The sequence below is a fragment of the Nocardia sp. NPDC057227 genome (assembly GCF_042669725.1).
GTDB classification, from domain to species: Bacteria; Actinomycetota; Actinomycetes; order Mycobacteriales; family Mycobacteriaceae; genus Nocardia; species Nocardia asteroides_A.
Genome location: NZ_JBHUXA010000004.1, coordinates 237,818 through 262,434, shown reverse-complemented (window position 1 = coordinate 262,434; position 24,617 = coordinate 237,818). Strand labels below are relative to the sequence as shown.

At 72.3% G+C, this 24,617-nt stretch carries 23 protein-coding genes; 14 read left to right on the top strand and 9 right to left on the bottom strand.

Annotated features, from left to right (window positions below; translation table 11 throughout):
- Positions 1–61 precede the first annotated feature (61 nt).
- Complete coding sequence (locus ACFUJ1_RS09115) at positions 62–775, top strand: isochorismatase family protein (protein WP_378644174.1); 714 nt, start codon at positions 62–64, stop codon at positions 773–775.
- Here ACFUJ1_RS09115 and ACFUJ1_RS09110 read toward each other — a convergent pair.
- Entirely contained in the window at positions 727–1,674 is a 948-nt protein-coding gene (locus tag ACFUJ1_RS09110) for an alpha/beta hydrolase (protein ID WP_378644173.1), read from the bottom strand. The two genes, ACFUJ1_RS09115 and ACFUJ1_RS09110, sit on opposite strands and share 49 nt — an antisense overlap.
- Positions 1,675–1,851: 177 nt before the next feature.
- On the opposite strand from ACFUJ1_RS09110, the gene ACFUJ1_RS09105 reads away from it, so the two are divergent.
- On the top strand, positions 1,852–2,082 hold the full coding sequence (locus ACFUJ1_RS09105) for a hypothetical protein (protein WP_378644171.1): 231 nt from the start codon (positions 1,852–1,854) through the stop codon (positions 2,080–2,082).
- Positions 2,083–2,189: 107 nt separating this feature from the next.
- Positions 2,190–2,867, top strand: coding sequence for a cutinase family protein (locus ACFUJ1_RS09100; RefSeq protein WP_378644169.1), 678 nt, complete (start codon positions 2,190–2,192; stop codon positions 2,865–2,867).
- Positions 2,868–2,937: 70 nt separating this feature from the next.
- On the opposite strand, the gene ACFUJ1_RS09095 is transcribed toward ACFUJ1_RS09100, so the two are convergent.
- Genes ACFUJ1_RS09095 through ACFUJ1_RS09085 form a run of 3 tightly spaced genes read right to left on the bottom strand, consistent with a single transcriptional unit; the run spans position 2,938 to position 8,048 of the window.
- On the bottom strand, positions 2,938–4,251 hold the full coding sequence (locus ACFUJ1_RS09095) for an NtaA/DmoA family FMN-dependent monooxygenase (RefSeq protein ID WP_378644167.1): 1,314 nt from the start codon (positions 4,249–4,251) through the stop codon (positions 2,938–2,940).
- 12 nt (positions 4,252–4,263) lie between these two features.
- A complete protein-coding gene (locus ACFUJ1_RS09090; protein ID WP_378644166.1) occupies positions 4,264–6,237 on the bottom strand; it encodes an ABC transporter ATP-binding protein in 1,974 nt (657 codons plus the stop codon).
- Positions 6,234–8,048: an ABC transporter ATP-binding protein gene (locus tag ACFUJ1_RS09085; RefSeq protein ID WP_378644164.1), complete on the bottom strand. Its 1,815-nt coding sequence runs from the start codon at positions 8,046–8,048 to the stop codon at positions 6,234–6,236. Before ACFUJ1_RS09085 ends, ACFUJ1_RS09090 begins: the two co-directional genes overlap by 4 nt.
- Before the next feature lie 243 nt (positions 8,049–8,291).
- Between ACFUJ1_RS09085 and ACFUJ1_RS09080 the strand changes: the two genes are divergently transcribed.
- Genes ACFUJ1_RS09080 through ACFUJ1_RS09055 form a run of 6 tightly spaced genes read left to right on the top strand, consistent with a single transcriptional unit; the run spans position 8,292 to position 15,044 of the window.
- Positions 8,292–9,233, top strand: a complete 942-nt coding sequence (locus ACFUJ1_RS09080) for a TauD/TfdA dioxygenase family protein (RefSeq protein WP_378644163.1) — start codon at positions 8,292–8,294, stop codon at positions 9,231–9,233.
- Positions 9,234–9,255: 22 nt separating this feature from the next.
- Positions 9,256–10,881, top strand: a complete 1,626-nt coding sequence (locus ACFUJ1_RS09075) for an ABC transporter substrate-binding protein (protein WP_378644161.1) — start codon at positions 9,256–9,258, stop codon at positions 10,879–10,881.
- 3 nt (positions 10,882–10,884) lie between these two features.
- Positions 10,885–11,844 carry an ABC transporter permease gene (locus ACFUJ1_RS09070; RefSeq protein WP_378644159.1) on the top strand — a complete coding sequence of 320 codons (960 nt, stop codon included), beginning with the start codon at positions 10,885–10,887 and terminating at the stop codon, positions 11,842–11,844.
- 45 nt (positions 11,845–11,889) lie between these two features.
- On the top strand, positions 11,890–12,738 hold the full coding sequence (locus ACFUJ1_RS09065; protein WP_378644158.1) for an ABC transporter permease: 849 nt from the start codon (positions 11,890–11,892) through the stop codon (positions 12,736–12,738).
- A 12-nt stretch (positions 12,739–12,750) separates the two neighbouring features.
- Positions 12,751–14,373, top strand: coding sequence for a dipeptide ABC transporter ATP-binding protein (locus tag ACFUJ1_RS09060; protein ID WP_378644156.1), 1,623 nt, complete (start codon positions 12,751–12,753; stop codon positions 14,371–14,373).
- Positions 14,374–14,405: 32 nt separating this feature from the next.
- The gene (locus ACFUJ1_RS09055; RefSeq protein ID WP_378644154.1) at positions 14,406–15,044 is read left to right on the top strand and encodes a TetR/AcrR family transcriptional regulator; all 639 of its coding nucleotides are present in this window, start codon (positions 14,406–14,408) and stop codon (positions 15,042–15,044) included.
- A gap of 2 nt (positions 15,045–15,046) precedes the next feature.
- Here ACFUJ1_RS09055 and ACFUJ1_RS09050 read toward each other — a convergent pair whose 3' ends face one another.
- Together ACFUJ1_RS09050 and ACFUJ1_RS09045 are read right to left on the bottom strand one after the other, a co-directional pair.
- Positions 15,047–15,505, bottom strand: a complete 459-nt coding sequence (locus ACFUJ1_RS09050; RefSeq protein ID WP_378644152.1) for a carboxymuconolactone decarboxylase family protein — start codon at positions 15,503–15,505, stop codon at positions 15,047–15,049.
- Complete coding sequence (locus ACFUJ1_RS09045) at positions 15,498–15,986, bottom strand: MarR family winged helix-turn-helix transcriptional regulator (protein ID WP_378644151.1); 489 nt, start codon at positions 15,984–15,986, stop codon at positions 15,498–15,500. Before ACFUJ1_RS09045 ends, ACFUJ1_RS09050 begins: the two co-directional genes overlap by 8 nt.
- A gap of 92 nt (positions 15,987–16,078) precedes the next feature.
- Here ACFUJ1_RS09045 and ACFUJ1_RS09040 point away from each other — a divergent pair, with 92 nt between their 5' ends.
- The gene (locus ACFUJ1_RS09040) at positions 16,079–16,861 is read left to right on the top strand and encodes a pirin family protein (protein WP_378644150.1); all 783 of its coding nucleotides are present in this window, start codon (positions 16,079–16,081) and stop codon (positions 16,859–16,861) included.
- A gap of 6 nt (positions 16,862–16,867) precedes the next feature.
- Here ACFUJ1_RS09040 and ACFUJ1_RS09035 read toward each other — a convergent pair whose 3' ends face one another.
- Together ACFUJ1_RS09035 and ACFUJ1_RS09030 are read right to left on the bottom strand one after the other, a co-directional pair.
- Positions 16,868–18,250: a hypothetical protein gene (locus tag ACFUJ1_RS09035; protein ID WP_378644149.1), complete on the bottom strand. Its 1,383-nt coding sequence runs from the start codon at positions 18,248–18,250 to the stop codon at positions 16,868–16,870.
- A 147-nt stretch (positions 18,251–18,397) separates the two neighbouring features.
- Positions 18,398–19,906, bottom strand: coding sequence for a sugar transferase (locus ACFUJ1_RS09030; RefSeq protein WP_378644148.1), 1,509 nt, complete (start codon positions 19,904–19,906; stop codon positions 18,398–18,400).
- Between the two features lie 454 nt (positions 19,907–20,360).
- Between ACFUJ1_RS09030 and ACFUJ1_RS09025 the strand changes: the two genes are divergently transcribed.
- The 4 genes from ACFUJ1_RS09025 to ACFUJ1_RS09010 are packed head-to-tail and all read left to right on the top strand — an operon-like array spanning position 20,361 to position 24,067.
- Complete coding sequence (locus ACFUJ1_RS09025; protein WP_378644147.1) at positions 20,361–21,608, top strand: methyltransferase domain-containing protein; 1,248 nt, start codon at positions 20,361–20,363, stop codon at positions 21,606–21,608.
- Complete coding sequence (locus tag ACFUJ1_RS09020; protein ID WP_378644145.1) at positions 21,605–22,387, top strand: glucose-1-phosphate cytidylyltransferase; 783 nt, start codon at positions 21,605–21,607, stop codon at positions 22,385–22,387. Before ACFUJ1_RS09025 ends, ACFUJ1_RS09020 begins: the two co-directional genes overlap by 4 nt.
- On the top strand, positions 22,384–23,034 hold the full coding sequence (locus ACFUJ1_RS09015) for a PIG-L deacetylase family protein (RefSeq protein ID WP_378644143.1): 651 nt from the start codon (positions 22,384–22,386) through the stop codon (positions 23,032–23,034). Before ACFUJ1_RS09020 ends, ACFUJ1_RS09015 begins: the two co-directional genes overlap by 4 nt.
- A gap of 4 nt (positions 23,035–23,038) precedes the next feature.
- Positions 23,039–24,067, top strand: a complete 1,029-nt coding sequence (locus tag ACFUJ1_RS09010; protein WP_378644141.1) for an NAD-dependent epimerase/dehydratase family protein — start codon at positions 23,039–23,041, stop codon at positions 24,065–24,067.
- On the opposite strand, the gene rfbC is transcribed toward ACFUJ1_RS09010, so the two are convergent.
- Positions 24,051–24,617, bottom strand: coding sequence for a dTDP-4-dehydrorhamnose 3,5-epimerase (rfbC, locus tag ACFUJ1_RS09005; RefSeq protein ID WP_378644140.1), 567 nt, complete (start codon positions 24,615–24,617; stop codon positions 24,051–24,053). The genes ACFUJ1_RS09010 and rfbC overlap by 17 nt on opposite strands.

Sequence of the window (24,617 nt, the reverse complement as noted above, 5' to 3'; positions counted from 1 at the left end):
GGGGACGTTAGTGGTGTGTTCTTCCGTCTGAACAGTGAATTTCGGTGCGAGACTGCCCAGCATGAGCGATGGGGAGGTTCGCGAACACGCCTGGCGCATCGAGGAGCGGGAGTACCGCAGGCACGAGGAGCGGCGCGGGCGGCGGTTCGCCTACCCGGTGCTCGACCCGGCGCGGACCGCGCTGGTGGTGATCGACATGGTGCCCTTCCACGTCGCGGGCAACCCGTACTGCCGCGGCATCGTCGGCCGCGTCGCCGAGCTCGCCGCCCGGCTGCGTACCGCGGGCGGGACCGTGGCCTGGGTGGTCCCGGCCGCGCGACCCCCGCTCCCGCACGCCGTCGAATTCTTCGGCGCCGAGACGGCGGCGAGCTACGCCTGCTCCGCGGGCACCGGCCCCTCGGCGGAGCGGCTCTGGCCCGGGCTCGGCGCCGAGCCCGGCGACCTCTACGCGGAGAAATCCGCCTACAGCGCCTTCTTCCCCGGCCGCAGCGACCTGCCGGAGCGGCTGGCCGAGCGCGGCATCGACACCGTGCTCATCGCCGGCACCGTCACCAATGTCTGCTGCGAGTCGTCGGCGCGGGACGCGGGCACCCTCGGCTATCGGGTGATCCTGCTCGCCGACGGCACCGCCGCCCGCCGCGACGCCGACCACAACGCCACCCTGCACGTGGTCTACCGCTCGTTCGGCGACGTCAGGGCCTGCGCGGAGATCGCGGGGCTGCTCGATCAGGCGGTCAGCGCGGCGCGCAGCGAAACAACCTGGGCGGCAATGTAATCACGGGCCACCCCGGTGTCGGCGGCCACCTCGTCGAAGCCGTGGAAGGCACCGGGCACCTCCAGCACCCGCACCTCGACCCCGGCCGCGCGCAGCCGCTCGGCGTAGGCGAGATCCTCGGCGTGGAAGAGGTCGAGGGTGCCGACGCCGATCCAGGCCGGGGCGAGCCCGGCCAGGTCGGTGCGGCGCGCGGGCACGGCGGCGGCCGGGTCGGCGCCGCGCAGGTAGGCCCGCCAGCCGAAGCGGTTGGCGGCGGTGTTCCACAGCCGGAAGGTGCCGGTCTCCAGCTCGGCGCCGGTGGAGCGGTCGTCCAGCATGGGGTAGGAGAGCACCTGGAGCACCGGCCGCACCCCGCCGCGGTCACGCGCGGCGAAGGCGAGCGCGGCGGCGAGCCCGCCACCGGCGCTGGCGCCCGCGACGGCGATCCGCTCCGGGTCGATCTCCGGCTGCGCGCCGAGCCACTGCAGCGCGTCGTAGCAGTCGTCGAGCGCGGCGGGGTAGGGGTGCTCCGGGGCGAGCCGGTACTCCACCGCCGCGACCACCGCGTTCAGTGCGTTCGCGAAGGTGCGGCAGAGGCGGTCGTTCTGGCGCGCGGAGCCGAAGACGTAACCGCCGCCGTGGATCCAGAGCAGCGCGGGCCCCGGCGCCGCCGCGAGTGCGGGGCGGTGCACCCGCACCGAGACGTGCTCGCCGATCTCGAAGACCTCAGCCCGCCCCTCCGGGATGAGGTCGCCGAGCCTGCGCATCAGCGGCAGGGTCAGCGCGGTGACCGGCCTGCCCGGCAGCAGCCGGGCGTGCAACCGCAGCTCCGGGTGGAAGGCGGAGGGGTCGAGCCGGGCGCGCACCGCGCCGAGCAGGGCGGCCGGGCCGCCGAGCAACCGTCCGGTTAGCGCCGTCATCTCGGCCCCTTCCCCGCCCTGGATCGGACGGTGCGTCGTGGCCGGGTCACCGGCGAACTCTCCGGGAAGTATGCCCGCTCCGACCCGGAGCGGGGTGCGTTTCGCGGCGGTGATCTGGCAGGCTGCATCGTGAGCGCTCGCCCGCGTGGGCGGCCCCGACAGGAAGCCGGTCCGGCCATGCCGCACGTGGAGATCAGCCACTTCCCCGCCGACCTCGACGCCGCCGCCCGCGCGCGGCTGGACGCCGACATCACCGCCGCCATCACCCGCGCCTTCGGTGTCAGGGACGGCGCGGTCTCGATCGGGCTCGCCCCCGTGCCGAAGGAGGAGTGGACCGAGCGGATCTACCGCCCGCTCGTCACCGAGCGCGCCGATTCCGCCGGGCTGCTCCGCAGCCCCGACTACTGACGGCTCGCGCGGCCGACGGCACCGCCCGCGGGTTCGCGATCCGGGCGCCGCCGCGTGGTCCGCGTCGACGATCGCCGACCAGTACAAACACCCGACACGGAGGAGCGATGACCCCGACGACGACCGGCGCCGCCCTGCTGGCAGCCGTCCTGACCGGCGCCGGAATCGCGCTCACCGCCCCGGTGGCCGCGGCCGCGCCCGGCTGCGGCGACGCCGAGCTGGTCATGGCGCGCGGCACCGACTACTCGCAGCCGGTCGCCGCCACCTGGGCGTCGGTGGACGACCCGACGGTCGGGCGCCCGCTCGACGCCGCCCTCCGCGCCGCCCGCCCCGAGCTGCAGCTGACCCTCTACAACGTGTCCTACCCCGCCGACACCACCGGCCCGCGCTCGCGCGCGATCGGCGCCGTCGACCTGGTCGCGCACCTGGTCGTCCGCGCCGCCGAGTGCCCGGCGACGCGGTTCGTGCTGGCCGGGTACTCGCAGGGCGCCGAGGTGGTCTCCAACGCGCTCGGCATGGGCAGCGACGACTTCCCGGCCACCGCCGTCGTCCCGCCCCCGCTCGCCCCGCGGATCGCCGCCCTGCTCCTGTTCGCCAGCCCGATCCACGTCTACAACACCGCCATCCCGGAGCCCTACGCCGCCCGCACCGCGCAGTACTGCGTACCGCAGGACCCGGTCTGCAACCCGGCATCCGCGCTGCCCCCCGACGCCGGGTACGGGGCGCACACCCGCTACGGCGAAGCCGTCACCGCCGCAGCCGTTTTCGCGGCGGAGCGGCTCTAGGCGGCGGGGCTCGGGAGCCGTCGGACGGTCCGGATGCTGCGCCGCCACGAGTCCGCCGCCGCGCCGGTGCTCAGCCGGTCGTCACCGGGACCACGACTTCGGGCAACCCGAAGCGGGCGCGCACCGTCGACTCCGGATAACCGTCCGCGAGCGCACCCGCGTCGCGGAGCAGCGGGATCACGTCGCGCACGAAGACCTCGAGATCGTGGGGCAGCGTCGGCGGCTGGACGGTGTAACCGTCGACGACCCCTTCCCGCCACCAGTCCAGAATCTGCTCCGCCACCTCGGCGGGGGTGCCGAGGACGAGCCGGTGCCCGCCCTCGACCCGGCGGACGATATCGCGCAGCGTGATCCGCTCGCTCGCGACCAGATCGTGCAGCGACCGGGTGAACCCGACGGGGGACTGCTGGTCGTCGTCGGCGAGGAAGAGCTCGGGGATGAGGACGGCGTCCGGGTCGAAGGGGATTCCGTACCGGTCGGCGAAGGCGCGCAGGAAGGACTCCTCGGAGGGGTGCCCGTTGAGCTCCTCGTGCCTGCGCAGCGCCTCCGCGCGGGTCGGCGCGACGATGGGGACGAGCCCGGGGAGCAAGCGGATCGCCTCGGGATCGCGGCCGTGCGCGACGGCGCGGGCGCGCACCTGGTCGCGGTAGGCGCGTGCCGCGTCCTTGCCGAGCAGCGCGGCGTAGAGCAGGTCGGCGTGCTTCCCGGCCAGGTCGATCCCGGCGTCGGAGGCCCCGGCCTGGGCGATGAGCGGATACCCCTGCGGCCCGAGCGGCACGTTCAGCGGCCCGCGAACGTCGAAGAACTCGCCGTGGTGATCGATGGTGCGGGCGTTCTCCCCGGTCCACAGCTGGTCGCCGAGCGCGGCGGGGGCGGTGCCCGCGTCGTGGTCCCAGCTGCGCCACAGCTCCCGGACCACCTCGACGAATTCGTCGGCCCGCCGGTATCTTTCGGCGCGCCCGGGCAGGGGCTCGGCGCCGAAGTTGGCGGCGATGTCGGGGTTGAAGCTGGAGACCACGTTCCAGATCACCCGCCCGCCGGAGATGTGGTCCAGGCTGGCCAGCCGCCGCGCCAGGTTGTAGGGCGAGTTGTAGGAGCTGGAGGCGGTGATCACGAAGCCGATGTCGGGCACCCGCGCGGCCAGCGCGGTGAAGAGCACGATCGGGTCGAGGCTGTGCAGCGGCCGGTTGCCGGGGGCGCGCTGCAGCGCGGGGTGGTCGGAGAGGAAGACGGCGTCGAAGCCGGCGCCGCGCGCGAGCTCGGCCACCGCCACGTAGTGCTCGAACGAGACCCAGCGGTCCCAGGCGGCGTCCGGCGCGAGCCACGAGTTGCCGTGGTAGCCGGTGCTGTTCACGCCGACGTTGAGGTGCAGTCTGCGGGGCATGATGGTCTCCTTCTAGCCGGGAACCCGGCTGGTCACGGAATCGCGGGCCCAGACGGCGTGCAGCCCGGCGTAGCGGCCGCCGCTCGCGATCAGGTCGTCGTGCGGGCCGTCCTCGGCGATCCGGCCGTCGTGGAAGAGCAGCACCCGGTCCGCGGTCTCTGCGGTGTGCATGCGGTGCGCGATGGTGAGGGTGGTGCGGCCGCGGGTGAGCCGGGCCAGCGCGTGCTGCACCCGGACGTCGGTGCCCGCGTCGACGCCGCTGGTCGCCTCGTCCAGGACGAGCAGGTCCGGGTTCACCAGCGCGGTCCTGGCCAGCGCCACCAGCTGGCGCTCGCCCGCGGAGAGCGCCTCGCCGCGCTGGCCGACCGGGGTGTCGAGGCCGTCGGGCAGCCCGGCGACCCACTCGGCGAGGCCGAGCCGCTCCAGCACCTCGTGCACGGCGTCGGCGGAGGCGCCCGCGCGGCCGAGCGCGATGTTCTCGCCGACGGTGCGGTCGAAGAGGAAGGCGTCCTGCGGGACGATGGCGACCCGGCGGGTGAGCGCCTCGTCGGTGATCTCGGTGAGGTCGGCGCCCCAGAGCGTGAGCACGCCGCTGGTCGGCAGCAGCTGCCTGGTCACGAGTTTGGCGAAGGTGCTCTTGCCGGAGCCGGTCTCGCCGACGACGGCGACGTGCTCGCCCGGCTCCAGCCGCACGCTCACCTCGCGCAGCGCGGGCCTGCCCGGCACGTACTCGAAGCCGACGCCGGTGAGGTGCACCGCGGGCGGCCCGGCGGGCAGCGCGACCCCGGCGCGGGCCTCCTCGACCGGCAGGTCCAGGATCTCGACCACCCGGCGCAGCCCGGCCTCGGCATTGCGCGCGTCGGCCAGGCTGGCCACCGCGAACTGCATGGGCCGCACGAAGAAGGTCACCAGGAAGAGGAAGGCGACGATGTCGCCCGCGCTCAGCCCCAGCTCGGCGCCGAACACCCCGACCCCGGCGGCGGTGCCCGCCACCAGCACCGACGCGGTGATCAGCCCGCTCGCCACCTCGCCGACCGAGACGTTGAACCCCATCGGCCAGAGCGTCCGCCGCTGCGTCGCCCAGACCGCGTCGATCCCGGCGTCGGCGCGGGCCCGCATCCGCTCCTCGATGCCGTAGCCGCGGATCGTGTCGATCCCGACCAGCAGCTCCAGCAGCACCGCGTAGAGGTCGCCGACGGCGCTGCGCACGGCGTCGAAGCGGCGCGACACCCAGCGCTGCAGCAGGCGTCCGCCGACCGGAACCAGGGCGCCGATCACCAGGACCAGCAGCGCCAGCGGCCAGGAGTAGACCGCCATCACGACCAGCGCCAGCAGCATCTGGGAGATGTTCTGCACCAGCGTGATCCCGCCCGCCTGGGCGTAGAGCGTGACCACGTCGACGTCGTTGGTCACCCTGGCCACCAGCGAGCCCGCCGAGTCGGCGCGCGGGTCGGCGGGGGAGAGCCGCAGGATCCGGGCGAAGGCGGCCACCCGAAGGTCCCGCAGTGCCCGCTCCACGGTGCTGACCAGCTGGAAGTTCACGAAGGCCGAGCTCAGCATGGCGAGCAGCACCGCGATCACGCCGACGCCGACGGCCAGCGTGACCACCTCGTCGCGGGTGGCGGCGTCGACGTTCGCGAGCAGGGCGTGGTCCAGGGCGTACTGGATGGTGACCGGGATGACGATGCGTCCCGAGGCAGCGACGGCCGCGGCGGCGAGGATCGCGGTGAGCGTGCGGCGGGAGACGACGGTGTCGCGGCGCACCCGGCGCAGCAGGGCCGCGGTGCCGTAGCGCCGTGCTGTGGAATCGGCTCCCGCGGCGGGAGTCGATGACCCGGCGGCCGCGGCACCCGGCTCGGTGGCGGCACCCGGCTCGGTGGCGGTACCCGGTTCGGTGGCGGTACCCGGTTCGGTGGCGGCACCCGGTTCGGTGGCGGCACCCGGTTCGGTGGCGGTGCCCGCCCGCGCGCTGTCGGTCGCGCTCATCCCAGCACCTCCGCGGTGTCGTAGGCGCCCAGCAGGGCGCGGTAGGCGGGCTCTGCTTCGAGCAGCTCGGCGTGCGTGCCCTGCGCGACGATCCGCCCGCCTGCCAGGAACACGACGGTGTCGGCGAGCGCGATGGTGGCGGCCCGGTGCCCGACCAGCACCACCGTCGTCCGCCGCTCGTCGCCTGCGTACTCGGCGCGCAGCGCCTCGATCACGGCCCGCTCCACCAGCGGGTCCAGCGCGGAGGTGGCGTCGTCGAGCAGGAGCAGCCCCGGCCGCCGGAAGACGGCGCGGGCCAGCGCGATCCGCTGCCGCTGCCCGCCGGAGAGCTGCGCGGTGTCGGAGAGTTCGGTGTCGGCGCCGTCCGGCAGCGCCGCGACGAACCCGGCCGCGCCCGCCACCTCCAGCGCGTGCCGCACCGGGCCGTCCGCGCCGAGCGTGACGTTGGCGCGCACGGTGTCGGCGAAGAGGAAGGCGTTCTGGGTGACCAGCGCGGTCCGGCGGCGCACCGCCTCCGGCGCGAGCAGCCTGGTGTCGACGCCGCCGAGCGCGACGGCGCCGCGGTCGGTCTCCAGCAGGTGCGCGAGCAGGCCGAGCAGCGTGCTCTTGCCCGACCCGGTCGCCCCGACCACGGCGACGACCGCGCCGGGGCGCACCGCGAGGGTCAGGTCGCGGACCGCGTCCGCGCGCTCGCCGTAGCCGAACCAGGCACCCGCCACCTCCAGCCCGACGCCGCCGGCCTGCTCCGGCAGCCGCTGCTGCCCGGCCGCAGGCCGCTCGGTGGCGGTGAGCACCCGCCGCACCCTGGTGTGCCCGGCGACGCCGAGCGGGAGCACACCGAGGAACCGCGCGATCACGTTCAGCGGGATGGCGGTGGTGATGAGCAGGTAGACCACCTCGACCAGGGCGCCGACCCCGAGCAGCCCGTCCTGCACCCGCGCCACCCCGACCGCGAGGATGACCAGCGCGGCCAGCGGCGGCATGAGCTCGATGGCCGGGTCGAAGACCGCGCCCGCGTTGCCCATGCGCCGGTTGGCGGCGCGGGATTCGTCGGCGGTCGCGGCGAACCGCGCGATCTCCCGATCGGTGATGCCGAGCGTGCGCACCACCTGCCGCCCGGCCACCGCCTCGTGCGCCAGCCCGCTGAGCTCCGCGCGGTGCCGCTGCGCGTCGCGCGCCCGCGGTGCGAGCACCCGCTGGTAGAGCAGGTTGGCGCCGAACACCAGCGGGATCAGCACCGCGGCGACCAGCGCCAGCCAGCCGTCCACCAGCGCGATATCGGCGAGGACCAGCAGCAGCATCACCGCCATGCCGGTGGCGAAGGGGAAGTGCTGCATGGGATCCCACGCGGTCTCCACATCCGAGACCACGCCGGAGACCAACTGCCCCGACGGCCGCCGCCGGTGCCAGGAGACCCCGAGCCGCAGGTACTGCGCCACCACGGCCCTTCGGTCCGCGGCCTCACCGCCGAACTGCACGATCCCGGTGGCGACCCCACGCCCGATGATGGTGACGATTCGCAGCAGCGACACCCCGAGTACGAACCCAGCGGCCAGCAGCGCCGCGCCCACCGGGAAGTGGTCGTCGCGGAAGCTCGGCAGCACCACGTGGTCGGTGGCCCAGCCCACCGCCTTGGCCGCGAGCACCATGCACACCGCGTTGATCAGCGCGCAGCCGACGGCGATCGCCGCGGCGAGCGGCCGGTCGCGGCAGCCGCGCAGCATCATGGTCAGCCCGGTGCGCAGGGTCCGGGAATCCCGGCCCGCCGGTTCCTCGACGCCGGCGAGCAGCGCGCCCCTCCCGAATGTCATCGACGGCAACACTTCGCGTTCGACACCATTTCTCCTCCTCCGCACACCTCCCCGGAACAGTGCAATGAACTCATTGCCGAAAGCAACGAAATCGATCATGTCGATCGAAATCCGGCGTGAATGTCAAGCCGAACTTCACCGTCGGTGTAGGCAATCTTCCCGATTCGAACTCGCGGCTGCGGGCGGTGGGCGGAATAGCCTGACCTGCATATCCTTCTCCGACCGACCGAGGTGGTGGGCTCGATGACAATCGCTGCGTCCGAACCGATTTCCGTGCAATCGTCGATCACGGTTGCGCCCCAGTCCGGCTACACCGGCGCCGAGATCTCCGGCGTCGACCTTTCCCAGGAATTGTCCGACGAGGTGATCGCCGAGATCCGGCGGGCATTGCTGAAATGGAAGGTGGTGTTCTTCCGCGACCAGACCATCGGGCACGCGGAACAGATCGCCTTCGCGCGCCGATTCGGCCGGGTCACCCCGGCGCATCCGTACGAGGAGAATCCGCCGGAGGGTTTCCCGGAAATCCTGCCGATCGATTCCCGGCGCTACGACAAGCTGTACGGGCGCAAGCGCACCTCCTACGACAGCAGCTGGCACACCGACGTCACCGCGCTGATCAACCCGCCCGCCTTCTCCATCCTGCGCGCCGACATCCTTCCCCCCTACGGCGGCGACACCGCCTGGACGAACCTGGTCGCGGCCTACGAGAACCTGCCCCAGGAGCTGCGCGACTTCGTCGACACGCTGGACGCGGAGCACACCTTCGAGAACCGGGCCGCCGCGGGCAGCGACCGCAACCGGGTGATCGGGAACAAGCCGCTGCGCACCTTCCACCCGGTGGTCCGGGTGCACCCGGAGACCGGCGAGCGGGCGCTGTTCGTCAGCCCCGGCTTCACCCGCAAGGCCAAGAGCATCCGCGGCTTCTCGCCGCGGCTCGCCGGGCACCTGCTGGAGGCGCTCTGGGAGGAGGCCACCCGCACCGAGTACACCGTCCGCTTCCGCTGGCAGCCGGGCAGCGTCGCGTTCTGGGACAACCGCGCGACCTCGCACCTGGCCATCTCCGATGCCGGGCACCTCGACCACGACCGCGTGCTCTACCGCGTGACGCTCGAGGGCGATGTCCCGGTCGGCGTCGACGGCCGCAGCTCGGAATCACTGGAAGGCGAGCCGTTCTACGGCTCCTGATCGAACCCGAAGGAACTTGTCGATGAAGAGTGGATTCACCAGGCGCGGCTTCCTCGCGGTCGCCGCGGCCTCGGCGGGGGCCGCGGTGCTCGCGGCCTGCGGCGGCACCGGCCGGCGCACCCAGTCGGGCAGCGCCCCCACCGGTGACCCGGTGCGCGGCGGAACGTTGACGATCTCGGACACCCAGGCGGTGCCGTCCTGGCAGAACCAGCGGCTCTCCACCTACTCGTCCGGAAATCTCGTGTTCCCGGTCCTGGTGTATCTGCTCTACTTCGACCCGAAGGCCAAGAAGCTGGTCCCGTGGATCGCCTCCGAGTGGTCGCACAACCCGCAGAACACCGAATTCACCTTCAAGATCCGCCCCGGCGTCACGTTCAGCGACGGCACCCCGCTGGACGCCGAGATCGTGCGGCGCAACCTGGACCGCCTCGGCAAGGGCGACCCGGCCCGCAACATCCCGGCCAACGCCTACCTCAAGCCCGGCTACGACCGCGCCGAGGTGATCGGCGGCGACACCGTCAAGGTGGTGCTCACCAAGCCGAACCAGGACTTCCCGCTGCGCGTCTCGCAGCTGCAGAACGGCCTGGTCGCGGCGAAGACGCTGGAGCTCGACCTCACCGAGGCGGGCAAGCCGGAGAACGTGGTCTCGGCCGGGCCGTTCGTCTTCGAATCGCAGGTGCCGAACCAGGAGGTGGTGCTGCGCCGCCGCGAGGACTACGCCTGGGCCTGGCAGGGCTCGCGCAACCAGGGCGCCGCCTACCTGGAGAAGGTCGTCTGGCGGGTGCTGCCGGAGATCGGGCTGCGCACCGGCGCGCTGCAGTCCGGCCAGGTCGACATCGCGCGCGGCGTGCAGCCGATCGACGAGCCGCAGCTGACCTCGGGCGGGTTCCAGGTGCTCGCCACCAGGCCGACGCTCGGCACCTCGAACTGGGCGGCCTTCCGGCTGAACCACCCCATCGTCTCCGACGAGCGGGTGCGCAAGGCGCTGCAGATCACCATCGACCGCGACGAGATGTCGCGCACCGCGCTCTCCGCGAGCTTCCCGCCCGCGAAATCCATTCTGAACGTCGAGCACCCGGCCTTCGTCGACCACTCGAAGGAGTTCGCCTTCGACCCGGCCCGCGGCCGGAAGCTGCTGGACGAGGCGGGCTGGGTGCCCGGCACCGACGGCATCCGGGTCAAGGACAACCGGCGGCTCGAGCTCACCGTCCCGCAGGACGCGCAGCAGGCCGCGCTCAACGGGGCCTGGGAGTACATCGCGCAGCAGTGGCGCCAGGAACTCGGCGTCGTGCTGAACGTCCGCAACGACGCCACCTTCGCCACCGCCGCGCAGACCGACGCCGAGGTGCCGATCGTGGTCAGCCGGATCTCGGTGGTCTCGCTGGCGCAGCAGTTCGGCGGTGCGGGCAACACCTCGACGCTGGTCGAGGAGCCCGGCCTGGTCGCCTTCCGCGAGCGCGAGCTGAACGCCGCCGACGACGCCGCGCTGGCCCAGATCCAGCGCGAGGAGCAGCAGTACCTGCTGGACCGGGCATACGTCATCCCGGTCTTCGAGGAGGCGCAGGTGTACGGGGTCTCCTCGCAGGTCAACCTGGAGTTCAACGCCACCACCTACCCGCTGTTCCACACCGCGTGGAAGGCCGCCTGAGCGATGGCCCGCTACATCCGGCAGCGGGTGCTGCACGCGGTACTGGTGCTCTGGCTCACCTACACCGTCATCTTCGTCGCGGTCACCCTGCTGCCCGCCAATCCGGTGACGGCGCTGGTCAATTCGATGAGCGACGGCGCCGGGATCGATCCGGCCGTGGTCGAGGACATGAAGAGCTACTACGGCTACGACCACTCCGCGTTCCTGCGCTACTTCCACCAGCTGTTCGGGCTGCTGCAGGGCAACTTCGGCTACTCCATCTCGACCGGTCAGACGGTGGCGCAGCGGATCACCGAGGCGCTGCCCTCGACCCTGGTGCTGGCCGGGCTCGCCTTCGCGGTGGCCGCGCTGATCACCGCCGCCGTCGCCTGGTTCGCCTACCTGGGCAGCCCGCGGTTCCTGAGCCGGATCGCCAGGGTGGTGCCGCCGCTGTTCAGCGCGGTGCCGCCGTTCTGGATCGGGATCGTGGCGCTGCAGATCCTCTCCTTCCACTTCGGGCTCATGTCGGTCTTCCCGGACGGCTCGCTGCTCTCCGAGCTGGTGCCCGCCGTCGTGCTCGGCATCCCGCTCTCCGCGGCGTTCGCCCAGGTGCTGCTCAAGAGCATCGACGCCACCTACCGGCAGGAGTTCGTGGAGGTGGTGCGGGCCAAGGGCGCGAGCGAGAGGTGGCTGTTCTTCCGGCACGTGCTCAAGAACGCCGCCGCGCCGACGCTCACCGTCGCGGCGAACACGCTCGGGCTGCTGGTCGGCGGGGCCGTCGTCACCGAGACGGTGTTCTCCCGCAACGGCGTCGGCTCGGTGCTGGAGCAGGCGGTCTCCAGTCAGGATCTGGCGCTCATCCAGGGGTTCGTGCTCATGATCGCCGCCGTCTTCGTGGTGGTGAACCTGGCCGTCGACCTGATCTACCCGCTGCTCGACCCGCGCATCGTGCGCGAGACCGAACCCGCTGCCGCGGTGGCCTGAGGTGCCCGAGGTCCGCCCGGTTCCGGGCCGCGAAAGGAGTGCCGCATGACCGTCGTCCAGGTACCGGTCGAGCCACCCGCCCCGGTGCGGCGGCGATCCCGGCCCGACTTCTCGCTGATCGCGGCGCTGATCGTCTTCGCGATCATCGCGCTCTGGGCGCTGGTCCCCGGGCTCTTCACCGCCCACGACCCACTGGTCGGCGTGGCCCGCGACTCCTTCGCCGCCCCCGGCGCCGAGCACTGGTTCGGCGCCGACCGGGTCGGCCGCGACTCCTACTCCAGGGTCGTGCACGGCACCCGCACCACCCTGATCGGCGCGCTGGTCGCGGTCGCCATCGGGCTGATCGCCGGCTCGATCCTCGGCGTCGCCGCCGCTGTCTCCCGCGGCCGGGTGGAGGCGGTCATCATGCGCCTGGTCGACGTGCTGCTCGCGGTGCCCGGCTTCCTGCTCGCGCTGGTGCTGGTCACCGCGCTCGGCCCGGGCACGCTGCAGATCGCGCTCGGCGTCGGGATCGCGGCCATCGCGCCGTTCGCCCGGCTCATGCGCGCCGAGGCGCTGCGCGTCTCGAACCTCGAGTACGTGCAGGCGTCCCGGCTCGCGGGCACCCGCGCACCCGGCGTGCTGCTGCGGCACGTGCTGCCGAACTCCATCGGCCCGGTACTCGCGCTGGTGGCGGTGGAGGTCGGCAACACCATCCTCGCCATCGCCGCACTGGGCTTCCTCGGCTACGGCGCGCCACCGCCCGCGCCCGAGTGGGGAACGCTGATCGCCGAGGGCCGCAACTACCTCGGCAACGCCTGGTGGCTCACCACCTTCCCCGGGGTCGTCGTGCTGGCCGTCGTGCTGGCGTTCGCGCGGCTCAGCCACTGGATCCAGTCCGCAACCCGCCTGTAGAGGAAGCCGAGCATGGCCGAGAAATCCGAACCGCTGCTTCGCGTCCGCGACCTCTCGGTCGCCTTCGGGCGCGGGGCGAACCCGGTGCTGCACCACGTCGACCTGGACATCGCGAAGGGTGAGATCGTCGCGCTGGTCGGCGAATCCGGGTCGGGCAAGAGCACGCTGAGCCGCTCGGTGATCGGGCTGCTCGCCGCGGGCGGTGAGATCACCGGCGGCAGCATCCGATTCGACGGCCGCGAGCTCACCGAGCTCGGCACCCGGGCCTACACCCGGCTGCGCGGCACCGAGATCGCGCTGGTCCCGCAGGATCCGGCGACCTCGCTGAACCCGGTGCGCACCGTCGGCGCCCAGCTGGACGAGGTCTTCCGGCTGCACCGCAGGGACGAGCGGCTCGACGCGGCCGCGATCCGCGAGCGCTCGCTGGAGCTGCTCGAGCTGGTCGGGATCGACCGCCCCGAGGTGCGGCACGGCCAGTACCCGCACGAACTCTCCGGCGGCATGCGGCAGCGGGTGCTGCTCGCCATCGCCTTCGGGCTGCGGCCCCGGCTGCTCATCGCCGACGAGCCCACCTCCGCGCTCGACGTCACCGTGCAGCGCCAGGTGCTCGACGTGCTCGACGACCTCTCCACCCGCTTCGGCACCGCCGTACTGCTGGTGACGCACAACCTCGCCATCGCCACCGACCGCGCGCACCGGGTGGCGGTCATGCGCGGCGGCCGGGTGCTGGAGACCGCGCCCACCGCCGAGATCGTCGCCGCACCCCGGCACGCCTACAGCCGCGACCTGCTGCGCAATGCCGTCGCCGCGCACCACACCCGGCCGCCGCGGGAGATCGTCGACCGCGCGGAGGACGCCGTCGTCGTGGAAGGGCTCGGCAAGACCTTCGGCGAGCTGCACGCCGTGCGCGACGTCTCCTTCACCGTCGCCCGCGGTGAGACCTTCGCGCTGGTGGGGGAGTCCGGCTCGGGCAAATCCACCACCGCCAAACTCGTGCTCGGGCTGCACCGCCCGAGCGCGGGCAGCGTCACGGTGCTCGGCCGCGACGTCGCCGCCACCGGCGGGCGCGAGCGCAGGCAGCTGTGGCGCGACATCCAGCTCGTCTACCAGAATCCGCAGGTCTCGCTCGACCCGCGCTGGACCGTCGCGCAGATCGTCGGCGAGCCGCTGCGCTCCTTCGGCATCGCCGCCCGCGCCGAGCGCGGCGCCCGCATCGCCGAGGCACTCGAGCAGGTCGGGCTGCCCGCGGCGGTGCGCAAGCGCAGGCCGCGCGAGCTCTCCGGCGGCCAGCAGCAGCGGGTCGCCATCGCCCGCGCGCTCGTCGTCGGGGCCGGGGTGCTGGTGCTGGACGAGGCGCTCTCCGCACTCGACGTGGTGACCCAGGCCCAGGTCCTCGACCTGCTGCACCGGCTGCAGGCCGAACTCGGCCTCACCTACCTGTTCATCTCGCACGACCTCGCCGTCGTCCGCGCCATCGCCGATTCGGTGGCGGTCATGTCGCAGGGCCGGATCGTGGAGTGGGGCCCGGTCGGTGAGGTGCTCGACGATCCCGCCCAGGACTACACCCGCCGCCTGCTCGCCGCCATCCCGGGCCGCCGCTTCGCAGCGGCGTCGCTCACACCGGCCGCGGGGTAATCCGGCTCCGATCGGCCGATACAGTGAGGGACGTGACAACCACCGGCAGGCAGTACGGCGGTCGCGCGATCTCCGAGCGCAAGCAGGAGCGGCGCGCCCGCTTCATCGAGGCGGCGACCAGGTTGTTCGCCGAACGCGGGTACCCGCACTGCTCGCTCGCCGACGTCTGTACCGCCGCCGGGCTCTCCAAGCGGCAGTTCTACGAGGAGTTCGAGACCCGCGAGGACGTCCTGGTCGCCGCCTACGACCGGATCCAGGACGAGGCGGCCGCCGCCGTCGGCACCGCGCTCTCCCGCCTCGGCGCTGGCACCGAACCGCGGGCGGGCCTCACCGCCGCCTTCACCGCCTACCTCGGCTCCATCGACGCCGACCCCTACCGCGCCAAGGTCGCCTTCCTGGAGGTGGTCGGGGTCAGCGAGCGGATGGAGCAGCACCGCCGCCAGCGGCGGCACGGGTGGAGCCTGCTCATCGAGATGGCCGTCGGGCCGATCGCCGGCCCCGGCGCGCACGTCCGCGGCGAACCCATGCTCGCCGCCGGCGCCCTGATCGGCGCGGTCAACGGCGTCGCGCACGAGTGGCTGCTCATGGACCCGCGCCCGCCCGTCGCCGACCTGGTCGACCTGCTCGTCCCGGTGGCGCTGGCGATCACGGTCCCCGCCGACCAGGAGTAGTTTCACTCCCGCGGGTGCACCTCGTGCCCGCTCACGATGGAGATCCGGTTGAACGCGTTGATCGCGATGGCGATCCAGGCGACGGCGGCGAACTGGTCGTCGTCCAGGTGCTCGCGGGCCGCCGCGTAGGCGCGCTCCTGCTCGTCGTGCGGCGGCAGCGTCGTCACGGCCTCGGCCAGGGTGAGCGCCGCCCGCTCCAGCTCGGTGTAGATATCGGCCTCACGCCACGCCGCCAGCACACTCAGCCGCTGTTCGGTCTCACCCGCCTCGCGCGCGGCCCTGGTATGCACATCCAGACACCGCGCGCACCCGTTGATCTGGGAGATCCGCACATTCACCAGTTCCACCAGATGCCGGTCCAGCCCCGCCCGCTTCGCAGCCTGCTTGGCCGCGAACGCCACCCCCACCTGGCTCTTGTACACGGACGGGCTCTGCTCATCGATCTGAATACGGTCACTCATGCCGGGCGCCCGGCTGCTGGTCGGAAGTCACCTTGGCATGATCGCGCACGGCGCGGAAGGCGCGGGTGAGGGCGGGGATGTCGGCGGGGTCGATGCGGTCGAGCAGCGTTTCGCGGACGGCGGCGACGTGGCCGGGGCTCGCGGCGGCGAGTTCGGCGGCGCCGGTGTCGGTGAGCTCGGCCCAGGCGCCGCGGCGGTCGGATTCGCAGTCGACGCGGCGGACCCGGCCGGAGTGCTCGAGGCGGGTGACGGCGCGGGTGATGCCGCTGCGGCTGGTGCTGCTGGCGTCGGCGAGCGCGCTCATGCGCAGCCGCCGGTCGGGGGCCTCGGCGAGCAGGACCAGGATCTCGTAGTCGGCGAAGGCGATGCCCGCGTCGGTGGTCAGTTGTCTGTCGAGGTCGCGGAAGAGCAGGCGGGTCGCGTCGAGGTAGGCCCGCCAGAGTTCGTTCTCGTCGGTGTCGAGCCACCGTGTCGCGTTCACGTCCTCCAGCGTACGCGCAGTGGTTGACAAGGCAACGATAACGAGTAGTGTGCAAGTAGTTGACAAAGCAACGAACTCGGAATCGAGGCACCGTGTCCGCTCCCACCACCCCGCAGATCGACGTCCGCCGCGCAGCCGACCGGCTGAAGACCCGGATCGGCTGGCTCGACTCCAAGCACTCCTTCTCCTTCGGGCAGCACTACGACCCGGCGAACACCCACCACGGCCTGCTGATGGTGAACAACGACGACATCGTCACCCCTGGCATGGGCTTCGACACGCACCCGCACCGGGACATGGAGATCGTCACCTGGGTGCTCCGCGGTTCCCTGGTGCACCAGGACTCCACCGGTCACTCCGGGGTGATCTACCCGGGCCTGGCGCAGCGGATGAGCGCGGGCACCGGCATCCTGCACTCGGAGAAGAACGACTCCTGGCGGTTCTCCGGCGCGACCGGGTCGTTCGCCGAGCAGCACGACGAGCCGGTGCACTTCGTGCAGATGTGGGTGCTGCCGGACGAGTCCGGGATCACCCCCGGCTACGAGCAACTGGAGATCGACGACGCGCTGCTCTCCGGCGGGCTGGTGCCGGTGGCCTCCGGAATGCAGGAGTACGCCGACCACTCCGCCATCCGGATCGCGAACAGGTACGCGACCATGCACGTGGCGCGGCTCGGCGCGGGGGACGCGCCGATCACCCTGCCGGACGCGCCGTTCCTGCACCTGTTCGTCGCGCGCGGCGCGGTCGAGCTGGAGGGGACGGGGCCGCTGGCCGAGGGCGACTCGGTGCGGTTCACCGGCGCGGGCGGGCAGCGGTTGAGCGCCGCGGGCGAGGCCGAGGTGATCGTGTGGGAGATGCACGCGACCATCGGGTGAACCGGCTCAGCCGATCCGCAGCACCCCGGTGACCGTGCCCTGCAGCATGCGCCCGTCCGGCAGGATCAGCGGCGACATCTGCAGCGGGTCGTTCAGCACCGTCCCCGGCGCGGGGGAGTCCGCGAGCACCGCGCCGGTGGCCGGGTCCAGCACCGTGACCGAGAAGCCGTCGGCCGGGGTTGCGGCATCCAGCCCGTGCCGGGTGAGGGTGTAGAGCTGGCCGTCCGCGGTGGACAGGTGCGGCACCGCCGCGCTGCGGATCCCGCTGTCCCACACCGTGTGACACCCGGCTTCGTCGATATCGACCCGGGTCATCCCGCCGGTGAACGGCGCGGAAGGCGGGACCGCGGGCCCGGCATCACCGGGCACCGTGGGGTACGGATACCCGTAGGTCCCGGCGACGAAGACCGAGCGCCCGGCCCCGATCGGCGAGTTCTCGCTGCCCGGCCCGCCCGCGGTCAGCACCGGCTCCGCACAGACCGGTTCGCCGGTGCCGGAGCGGAAGACCAGCACCCGCACGCCGCCGTCGGCATTGTCGACGACCGTCAGGTACTCCGCACCGGTCCCTGGGCCGAAATAGGTCGGCGTGGAGCCGGTTCCGTGGCTGAGCTGCCCCGGCTTGCGGGCGGAGCCCCGATCGTACGGCGCGCGCCAGGCGACCCGGGGCACCCCGTCGTCGGCGGTCAGCTCGTAGAGCGCGTGCGTGGTCGCCACGGCGACGTGCCCGTCCGGCGCGGCCGAGATACTGTTCGCGACCTGCTCACCGAGCTCGACGGTGCCGGTCCGGCCGGCCGGGGTGCGCACCCCGACGACACCGTCGCCGGTGGCGAACCAGACATTCCCGGACCAGTCCGGCACCAGCCCGGTCACGCTGTCGCCCCGCGGAATCGCGCCGGAGAGGTCGGTGCGCTCGGCGACCGCCAGCCGCCACCGGCCGTCGGCGTCGCGGTGGTGCGCCACCCGGACCAGTGCGCGGTCGCCGTCCACCGCGACCAGCCGGTCGTCCTGGTCCAGATACGCGTACACCCCGCCGAGCAGGCTGCCCTTCACCAGCGGGAGCGCGGCCGTCGAGCCGTGCTCGGGGTCGAGCAGGTGCACGGTCGGCACCTGCCCGGCGATGGCGGTGCAGAGCGCGACCACCAGCCCGTCGCGGCCCTGCAGCAGGGTCGGGCAGGCGGCGGCCAGCGGGTCGGCGCGCACCGTCGGTGGCCGGGCGCCGGGGCCGGGATACGGTGTGGTGTCCGAGGATCCGGCGTCGCCGTGCATGGTCGCCGAGCCGACCGGGCCGAGGAACGGGTGCGGCGGCAGCGCCGGACCCCACGGCTCCGCGTGCGCCACCCCGGGCGCGGCCAGTAGGCAGACGGCGGCAGCGAGGACGAGCGAACGCATGCCACGCAGCCTAGGGTGCCCGCTGCTCACGCGTGGCGGCCGACCCGGTTCGGGCCGCCGCGCGAGCGCCGTTGCCGAGAGCTCCGGCTCGCAGTGACCCCGGCGGCAAACGACCCCGCCGCCCCCCGTCGGTGCGGCGGGATCGGGTCAGTACGCGCCCTCGCCCTCGGCGACCGCCCGCAGCGTGCGGGTGATGATCCAGAGATCGAGCACCATGGACCAGTTCTCCACGTAGGAGATGTCCAGCTCCACCGACTCCTCGGGGGAGAGATCCGAACGCCCGCTGACCTGCCACAGCCCGGTGACCCCCGGCCGCACCAGCAGCCTGCGCCGCATGACGCCGTCGTAGGAGTGCACCTCGCGGCGCACCTGCGGCCGCGGCCCGACCACGCTCATCTCGCGGCGCAGCACATTGAAGAACTGCGGCAGCTCGTCCAGGCTGTACTTGCGCAGGAACCGCCCGACCGGGGTGACCCGCGGATCGTTCTTTATCTTGAAGAAGAGCGGATTCCCGCCGTTCTCCGAGATCAGCGTGTGCACGTGCTTGTCCGCGTGCACGTACATGCTGCGGAACTTGATCATCCGGAACGGCCTGCCGTCCATGCCGATCCGCTCGGAGAGGTAGAAGATCGGGCCGTGGCTGGTGAACTTCACCGCGGCGGCGATCAGCAGCAGGATCGGCGAGATCGCGAGCAGCACCAGCGCCGAGAAGCAGAAGTCGAAGATCGCCTTGCGCAGCGAGAGCGCGCGGTCGTACTGCGGGCGCTCGATGTGCAGCACCGGCATGCCGGCCAGCACCTGGCTCGACATCCTGGTGCCGGAGACGTCCATGATCCCGGCCGCGACGATGAGCTCCGCACCGAAGGCGTCGAGATCCCAGGCCAGATGCCGGATGTCGCGCGGGCCGAGCCGGTCGGTCGCCATCACGACGACGGTGTCGGCGCCGGTGCGCCGTGCCGCCCTGATCACCGAGCGGTCGTCGCCGACGATCGGGATCTCCCGCCCGCCGACCGTGATCGAGCCGGGCTCGTCGGGGTTCGGCCCGGCCGCGGTGCAGACCCCGACGACGTGGTAGCCGTACATGTGGTTGCGGTCGAAGTTGTGCGCGATGGCGCGCGCCGACTCCGGCCCGCCGACCACGAGCACCGAGTGCCGGTACCGGCCGAGCGCGCGGTGCCTGGCGGCGCGCCTGCGCCAGGCGGCGCGGGTGCCGACCAGCCCGGCCAGCCCCACCGGCAGCGCTACAGCGAGGTAGTCGTGCGCGGCGTCGGCGCGCAGCACGAAGGCGCCGATCGCGAGCGCGCCGAACAGGTGCAGTGTCACCGACAGCAACCGCCGGTACTCCTCGTTCCCGCTGCCGACGGTGCGGTGGAAGCGAGTGTCCTTCCAGCCGAGCGCGATCGACCAGGCGACGAAGACGGCGGCCGAGAGCGCGATCGCGGCGGCGCCGAAGTCCGGCGCCCAGGCCAGCGGGCGCGCGGCCGTGAAGTCCACATCGACCAGCTGGGCCAGCAGCGTTCCCGCGGCGATGGCCAGCATGTCGGTGACGACGAGCCGTCGGACGTAGCCGAGGCGCCAGCGGTCTCGCTCGCCGGGGCGGGCGGAGAGGTGGCGCAGGTCGACGGCACCGCCGGTGCCGGTGAGCTCGAGAACCATGTGTGAAACAACCTGCTTGAAGCTTGAAGCGCTAATTCTTCGCAACCGTAGGAAAACGAAGAATTCAGAGGACCCAGCCCGTCCGGCGGCGTCGCGACGGTGCGAATCGAAACCGAGCCGATCTGTTGCGAAGATATTGCCCCCGATGATCGCCGGGCACAACCCGTAGGACCCAGGTCACAGCCGCATACTGATCGGTATGACGTGAGCCGGTACGCGCGTACGGAAATTCGCAGGCGGGCCGGGATGTGCTCTGCCCGCGGTGATCCCGGACACCGCTCGTCGGGGCCGGTAACTCGAAACAAGCTGTTCGGGGATTTCGGGGCGGAATCGGTCAGTCTTCGGGTCGCGCCGGGCGCACGGTGATGCTACTTTTTGTCCCGGTCGGTAGAGAAGTGACTTCTCGGGCTGCGGGGCGCCGCCGGCGGGATTGTTGTTTCGATGTGGAGCCCGTGTGCGTTGTCGTCTGTGTGATTCGCCCAGCTTGACCAGTGTGGTCGACCTGGGAGCCACACCACCCTGTGAGAAGTTCCTGTCCGCCGCCGAGCTCGATCTGCCCGAGCCCACGTACCCCCTGCACCTGCGGGTCTGCGAGGAATGCCTGCTGCTGCAGATTCCGGCGCTGATCACCCCGGAGGAGACCTTCACCGAGTACGCGTATTTCTCGTCGTATTCGGACAGCTGGGTGCGGCACGCGAAGACCTTCGTCGAGGACGCCGTGCTCCGGCTCGGCCTGACCGGCGATTCCTTCGTGGTCGAGGTGGCGAGCAACGACGGATATCTGCTGCGCAATGTGGTCGCCGCCGGTGTGCCCTGCCTGGGAATCGAGCCGTCGGTGAATGTCGGCGCGGCCGCCCGCGAGGCCGGTGTGCCGACGCTGACCGCATTCCTGGACGAAGAGCTGGCCGGAAAGGTCAGGGCCGAACACGGCCCGGCCGATCTGGTGGTGGCGAACAATGTCTACGCCCATATTCCGGACCTGCGCGGTTTCACCCACGCGCTCCGCGGGCTGGTCGCCGACGACGGCTGGATCTCGATCGAGGTGCACCACGCGCTGAATCTGGTCCGCTACGGCCAATTCGACACCATCTACCACGAGCATTTCCAGTACTACACGCTGCTCGCGGCGCAGCGGGCGCTCGCGGTGGCGGGGCTGGCGGTGGCCGACGTGGAGCTGCTGCCCACGCACGGCGGTTCGCTGCGGATCTGGGCCCGCCCCGAGGCGGTGGCCGAGCCGACCGAGCGGGTCGCCGAGCTGCTCGCGCTGGAGGCCGAGGCCGGGCTGCACACCGTCGCGGGCTACACCGTGCTGCGCACCAGGGCCGAGGAGGTCCGCCACGACCTGCTCCGCTTCCTGCTCGAGGAGCGGGCCGCGGGCCGGACGGTGGTCGGCTACGGCGCGCCGGGCAAGGGGAACACGCTGCTCAACTGGTGCGGCATCCGCCCCGACCTGCTGGCCTACACGGTCGATCGCAACCCCTACAAGCACGGGAAGTTCACCCCTGGCACCCGCATCCCGATCCACTCGCCGGAGCGGATCGACGCGGACCGGCCGGACGTCGTCGTCGTCCTGCCCTGGAATCTCGAGACGGAGCTGACCGCGCAGTTGCGGCACATCGGCGAGTGGGGCGGCCGGCTGGTCTTCCCGCTGCCGACCGTGCGCGTGGTCGATCCGGTTGACACGGAGGTCGGCACCCGATGAAGGTCGTTCTGTTCTGTGGCGGCTACGGCATGCGCATGCGCAACAGCGACAACGACGTGGTCCCCAAGCCCATGCAGATGGTCGGGCCGCGGCCGCTGATCTGGCACGTCATGCGGTACTACGCGCACTACGGCCACACCGAGTTCATCCTCTGCCTCGGCTACGGCGCGCACCACATCAAGAACTTCTTCCTGACCTACCAGGAGACGATGTCGAACGACTTCGTCATCCGCGGCGGCGAGGTCGAGCTGCTCGACTCCGACATCGCGGACTGGACCATCACCTTCGTCGACACCGGGCTGGAGTCGGCGATCGGGGAGCGGCTGCGCCGGGCGCGCCCGCACCTGGGCGGCGACGAGATGTTCCTGGCGAACTACTCCGACGTGCTCACCGACGCCCCGCTGGACGAGGTCGTCGGGCGCTTCGAGCAGTCGGGCGCCGCGGCATCGATGCTGATCGTGCCGCCGCAGTCGTCGTTCCACTGCGTGGACGTGCTGCCGAACGGCGAGGTCAAGCAGATCACCCCGGTCGCCAAGCTGCCGATCTGGGAGAACGGCGGCTACTTCGTGCTCACCCAGGAGATCTTCGACCACCTGCCCGCCGGCGGCGACCTGGTCGAGGACGCCTGCGGCGCGCTGGCCGCGCAGGGCAGGCTCTTCGGCTACCAGCACTTCGGCTTCTGGAAGCCCGCCGACACCTTCAAGGAGCGCGCCGAGCTGGACACCGGGTACCACCGCGGCGACCGGCCCTGGATGGTCTGGGAGCGTCCGGCGTCGTGATCCCGCTGGTACCCGCGCGGCTCACCGAGATCGCGCTGCTCGGCGCGCACTGCGACGACATCGCGATCGGCGCCGGTGCGACGCTGCTGACGCTGGCGCGCGCGCACGCCGGGCTCCGGGTGCGCGCGCTCGTCCTCTCCGGGGCGGGCACGCCGCGCGCAGCCGAGGAGCGGGCGGCGCTCGAATCGTTCTGCCCCGGCGCCGATCTGGCGCTCACCGTGCTCGACGTGCCGGACGGGCGGGTGCCCGCGCACTGGGATCGGGTGAAGGACGCGCTCGCCGCGTTCCGCCGGAGCACCGAACCGGAGCTGGTCTTCGCGCCGCACCGCGGCGACGCGCACCAGGATCACCGGACCCTGGCCGAGCTGGTGCCGACCGAGTTCCGTAACCATCTGGTGCTCGGTTACGAGATCCTCAAGTGGGAGACGGATACGCCGCGACCGACGGTGCTGCACCCGGTCACGCCGGAGGTGGCCGCCGAGAAGGCGGCGCTGCTGGCGAAGCACTACCCCTCGCAGGCACAGCGGGACTGGTTCGACGACGAATCGTTCCTCGGGCTGGCCCGGCTGCGCGGGGTGCAGTGCCACGCGCCGTACGCGGAGGGTTTCCTGATGGACAAGATCGTGCTCGATGTGGGAAGTGGGTAGGACGATGCGGGTTCTCGTCACCGGGCACCAGGGGTACCTCGGCACCGTGATGGTGCCGCTGCTGCAGGCGAGGGGGCACGAGGTCACCGGCCTCGACACCGGCTACTTCGCCGACTGCGTGCTCGGCGCGGCGCCGCAGGACCCGCCGGGCATCCCGGTCGACCTGCGCGACGTCACCGCCGCGCAGCTGGCCGGCTTCGACGCGGTGATCCACCTGGCCGCGCTCTCCAACGACCCGCTCGGCGCGCTGGTCCCGGAGATCACGCACGACATCAACCACCACGCCTCGGTCCGGCTGGCCCGGCTGGCCAAGGATGCGGGCGTGCGCCGCTTCCTCTACGCCTCCACCTGCTCGGTCTACGGCTCCGCCGGGGACGGCCTGGTCGACGAGTCGGCGCCGCTGCGCCCGCTCACCCCGTACGCGGAGAGCAAGGTGCGGGTCGAGGACGACGTAGCGGCCATCGCCGACGACGGCTTCGCGCCGGTCTTCCTGCGCAACGCCACCGCCTTCGGCTTCTCGCCCCGGCTGCGCGCCGACATCGTGCTGAACAACCTGGTCGGCCATGCGGTGCTGAGCGGCGTGGTGAAGGTGCTCTCGGACGGCACCCCGTGGCGGCCGCTGGTGCACGCCGAGGACATCGCGGAGGCCTTCGCGGTGTGCCTGGAGGCCCCGGTCGAGGCGATCCACTGCCGCGCCTACAACATCGGCACCGAGCGGAACAACCGCACGGTGGCGGAGATCGCGAACGCGGTGGCCGACGTCGTTCCCGGTGCCGAGGTGGTCATCACCGGCGAGTCCGGCGCCGACCCGCGCTCGTACCGGGTCGACTTCGAGGCGGCCCGGCGCGACCTCGGCTTCGAGGCGCGCTGGAGCATTCCGGACGGCGCCGCCCAGCTCTACCGCGAGTACCGCGACCGCGGGCTGACCGCCGACGCCTTCGGCTCCACCTTCGTCCGGCTGGCGACGCTGCGCGCGCTCGGCGAGCGCGGGCTGATCGACGCCGAGCTGCGCCGGGTCAGAACCGATGCGTGAGCCGCTCGGCGGCCAGCAGCTCGCGCCAGCTGCCCGCCGCCCGGTCCCGGGCGGAGACCACGGTGACCGGCTGCGGCCAGGTGAGCGCGAGGTCGGGGTCGTCGTGCGCCACCGCGAGGTCGTCGGCGGGGTCGTGCGGGCGGTCGATGCGGTAGCAGACGTCCGCGGTCTCGGTGAGCGCCTGGAAGCCGTGCAGGAAGCCGGGCGGCACGTAGAGGTGCCGGAAGTCGCTGTCGTCCAGCAGGAAGGCGCGGCTGCGGCCGAAGGTGGGGGAGTCCGGCCGGATGTCGACCAGGATGTCGTGCACCGCGCCGTGCGCGCAGCGCACCAGCTTGGCCTCGCCGCGGCCGCGGCGCCCGTGCAGCCCGCGGACGACGCCGCGCGCCGAGCGGGACTGCGAGTCCTGCGCGAACGTCGCGCTCACGCCCGCGCCCACCTCCGCGTCGAAGAGCTCGGCGTCGAAGGTGCGGGTGAAGAAGCCCCGGTCGTCGTGGAAGGGCTTCGGGGTCAGCAGGAGGACGCCGGAGAGCTCGGTCCGCTCGATACGCAC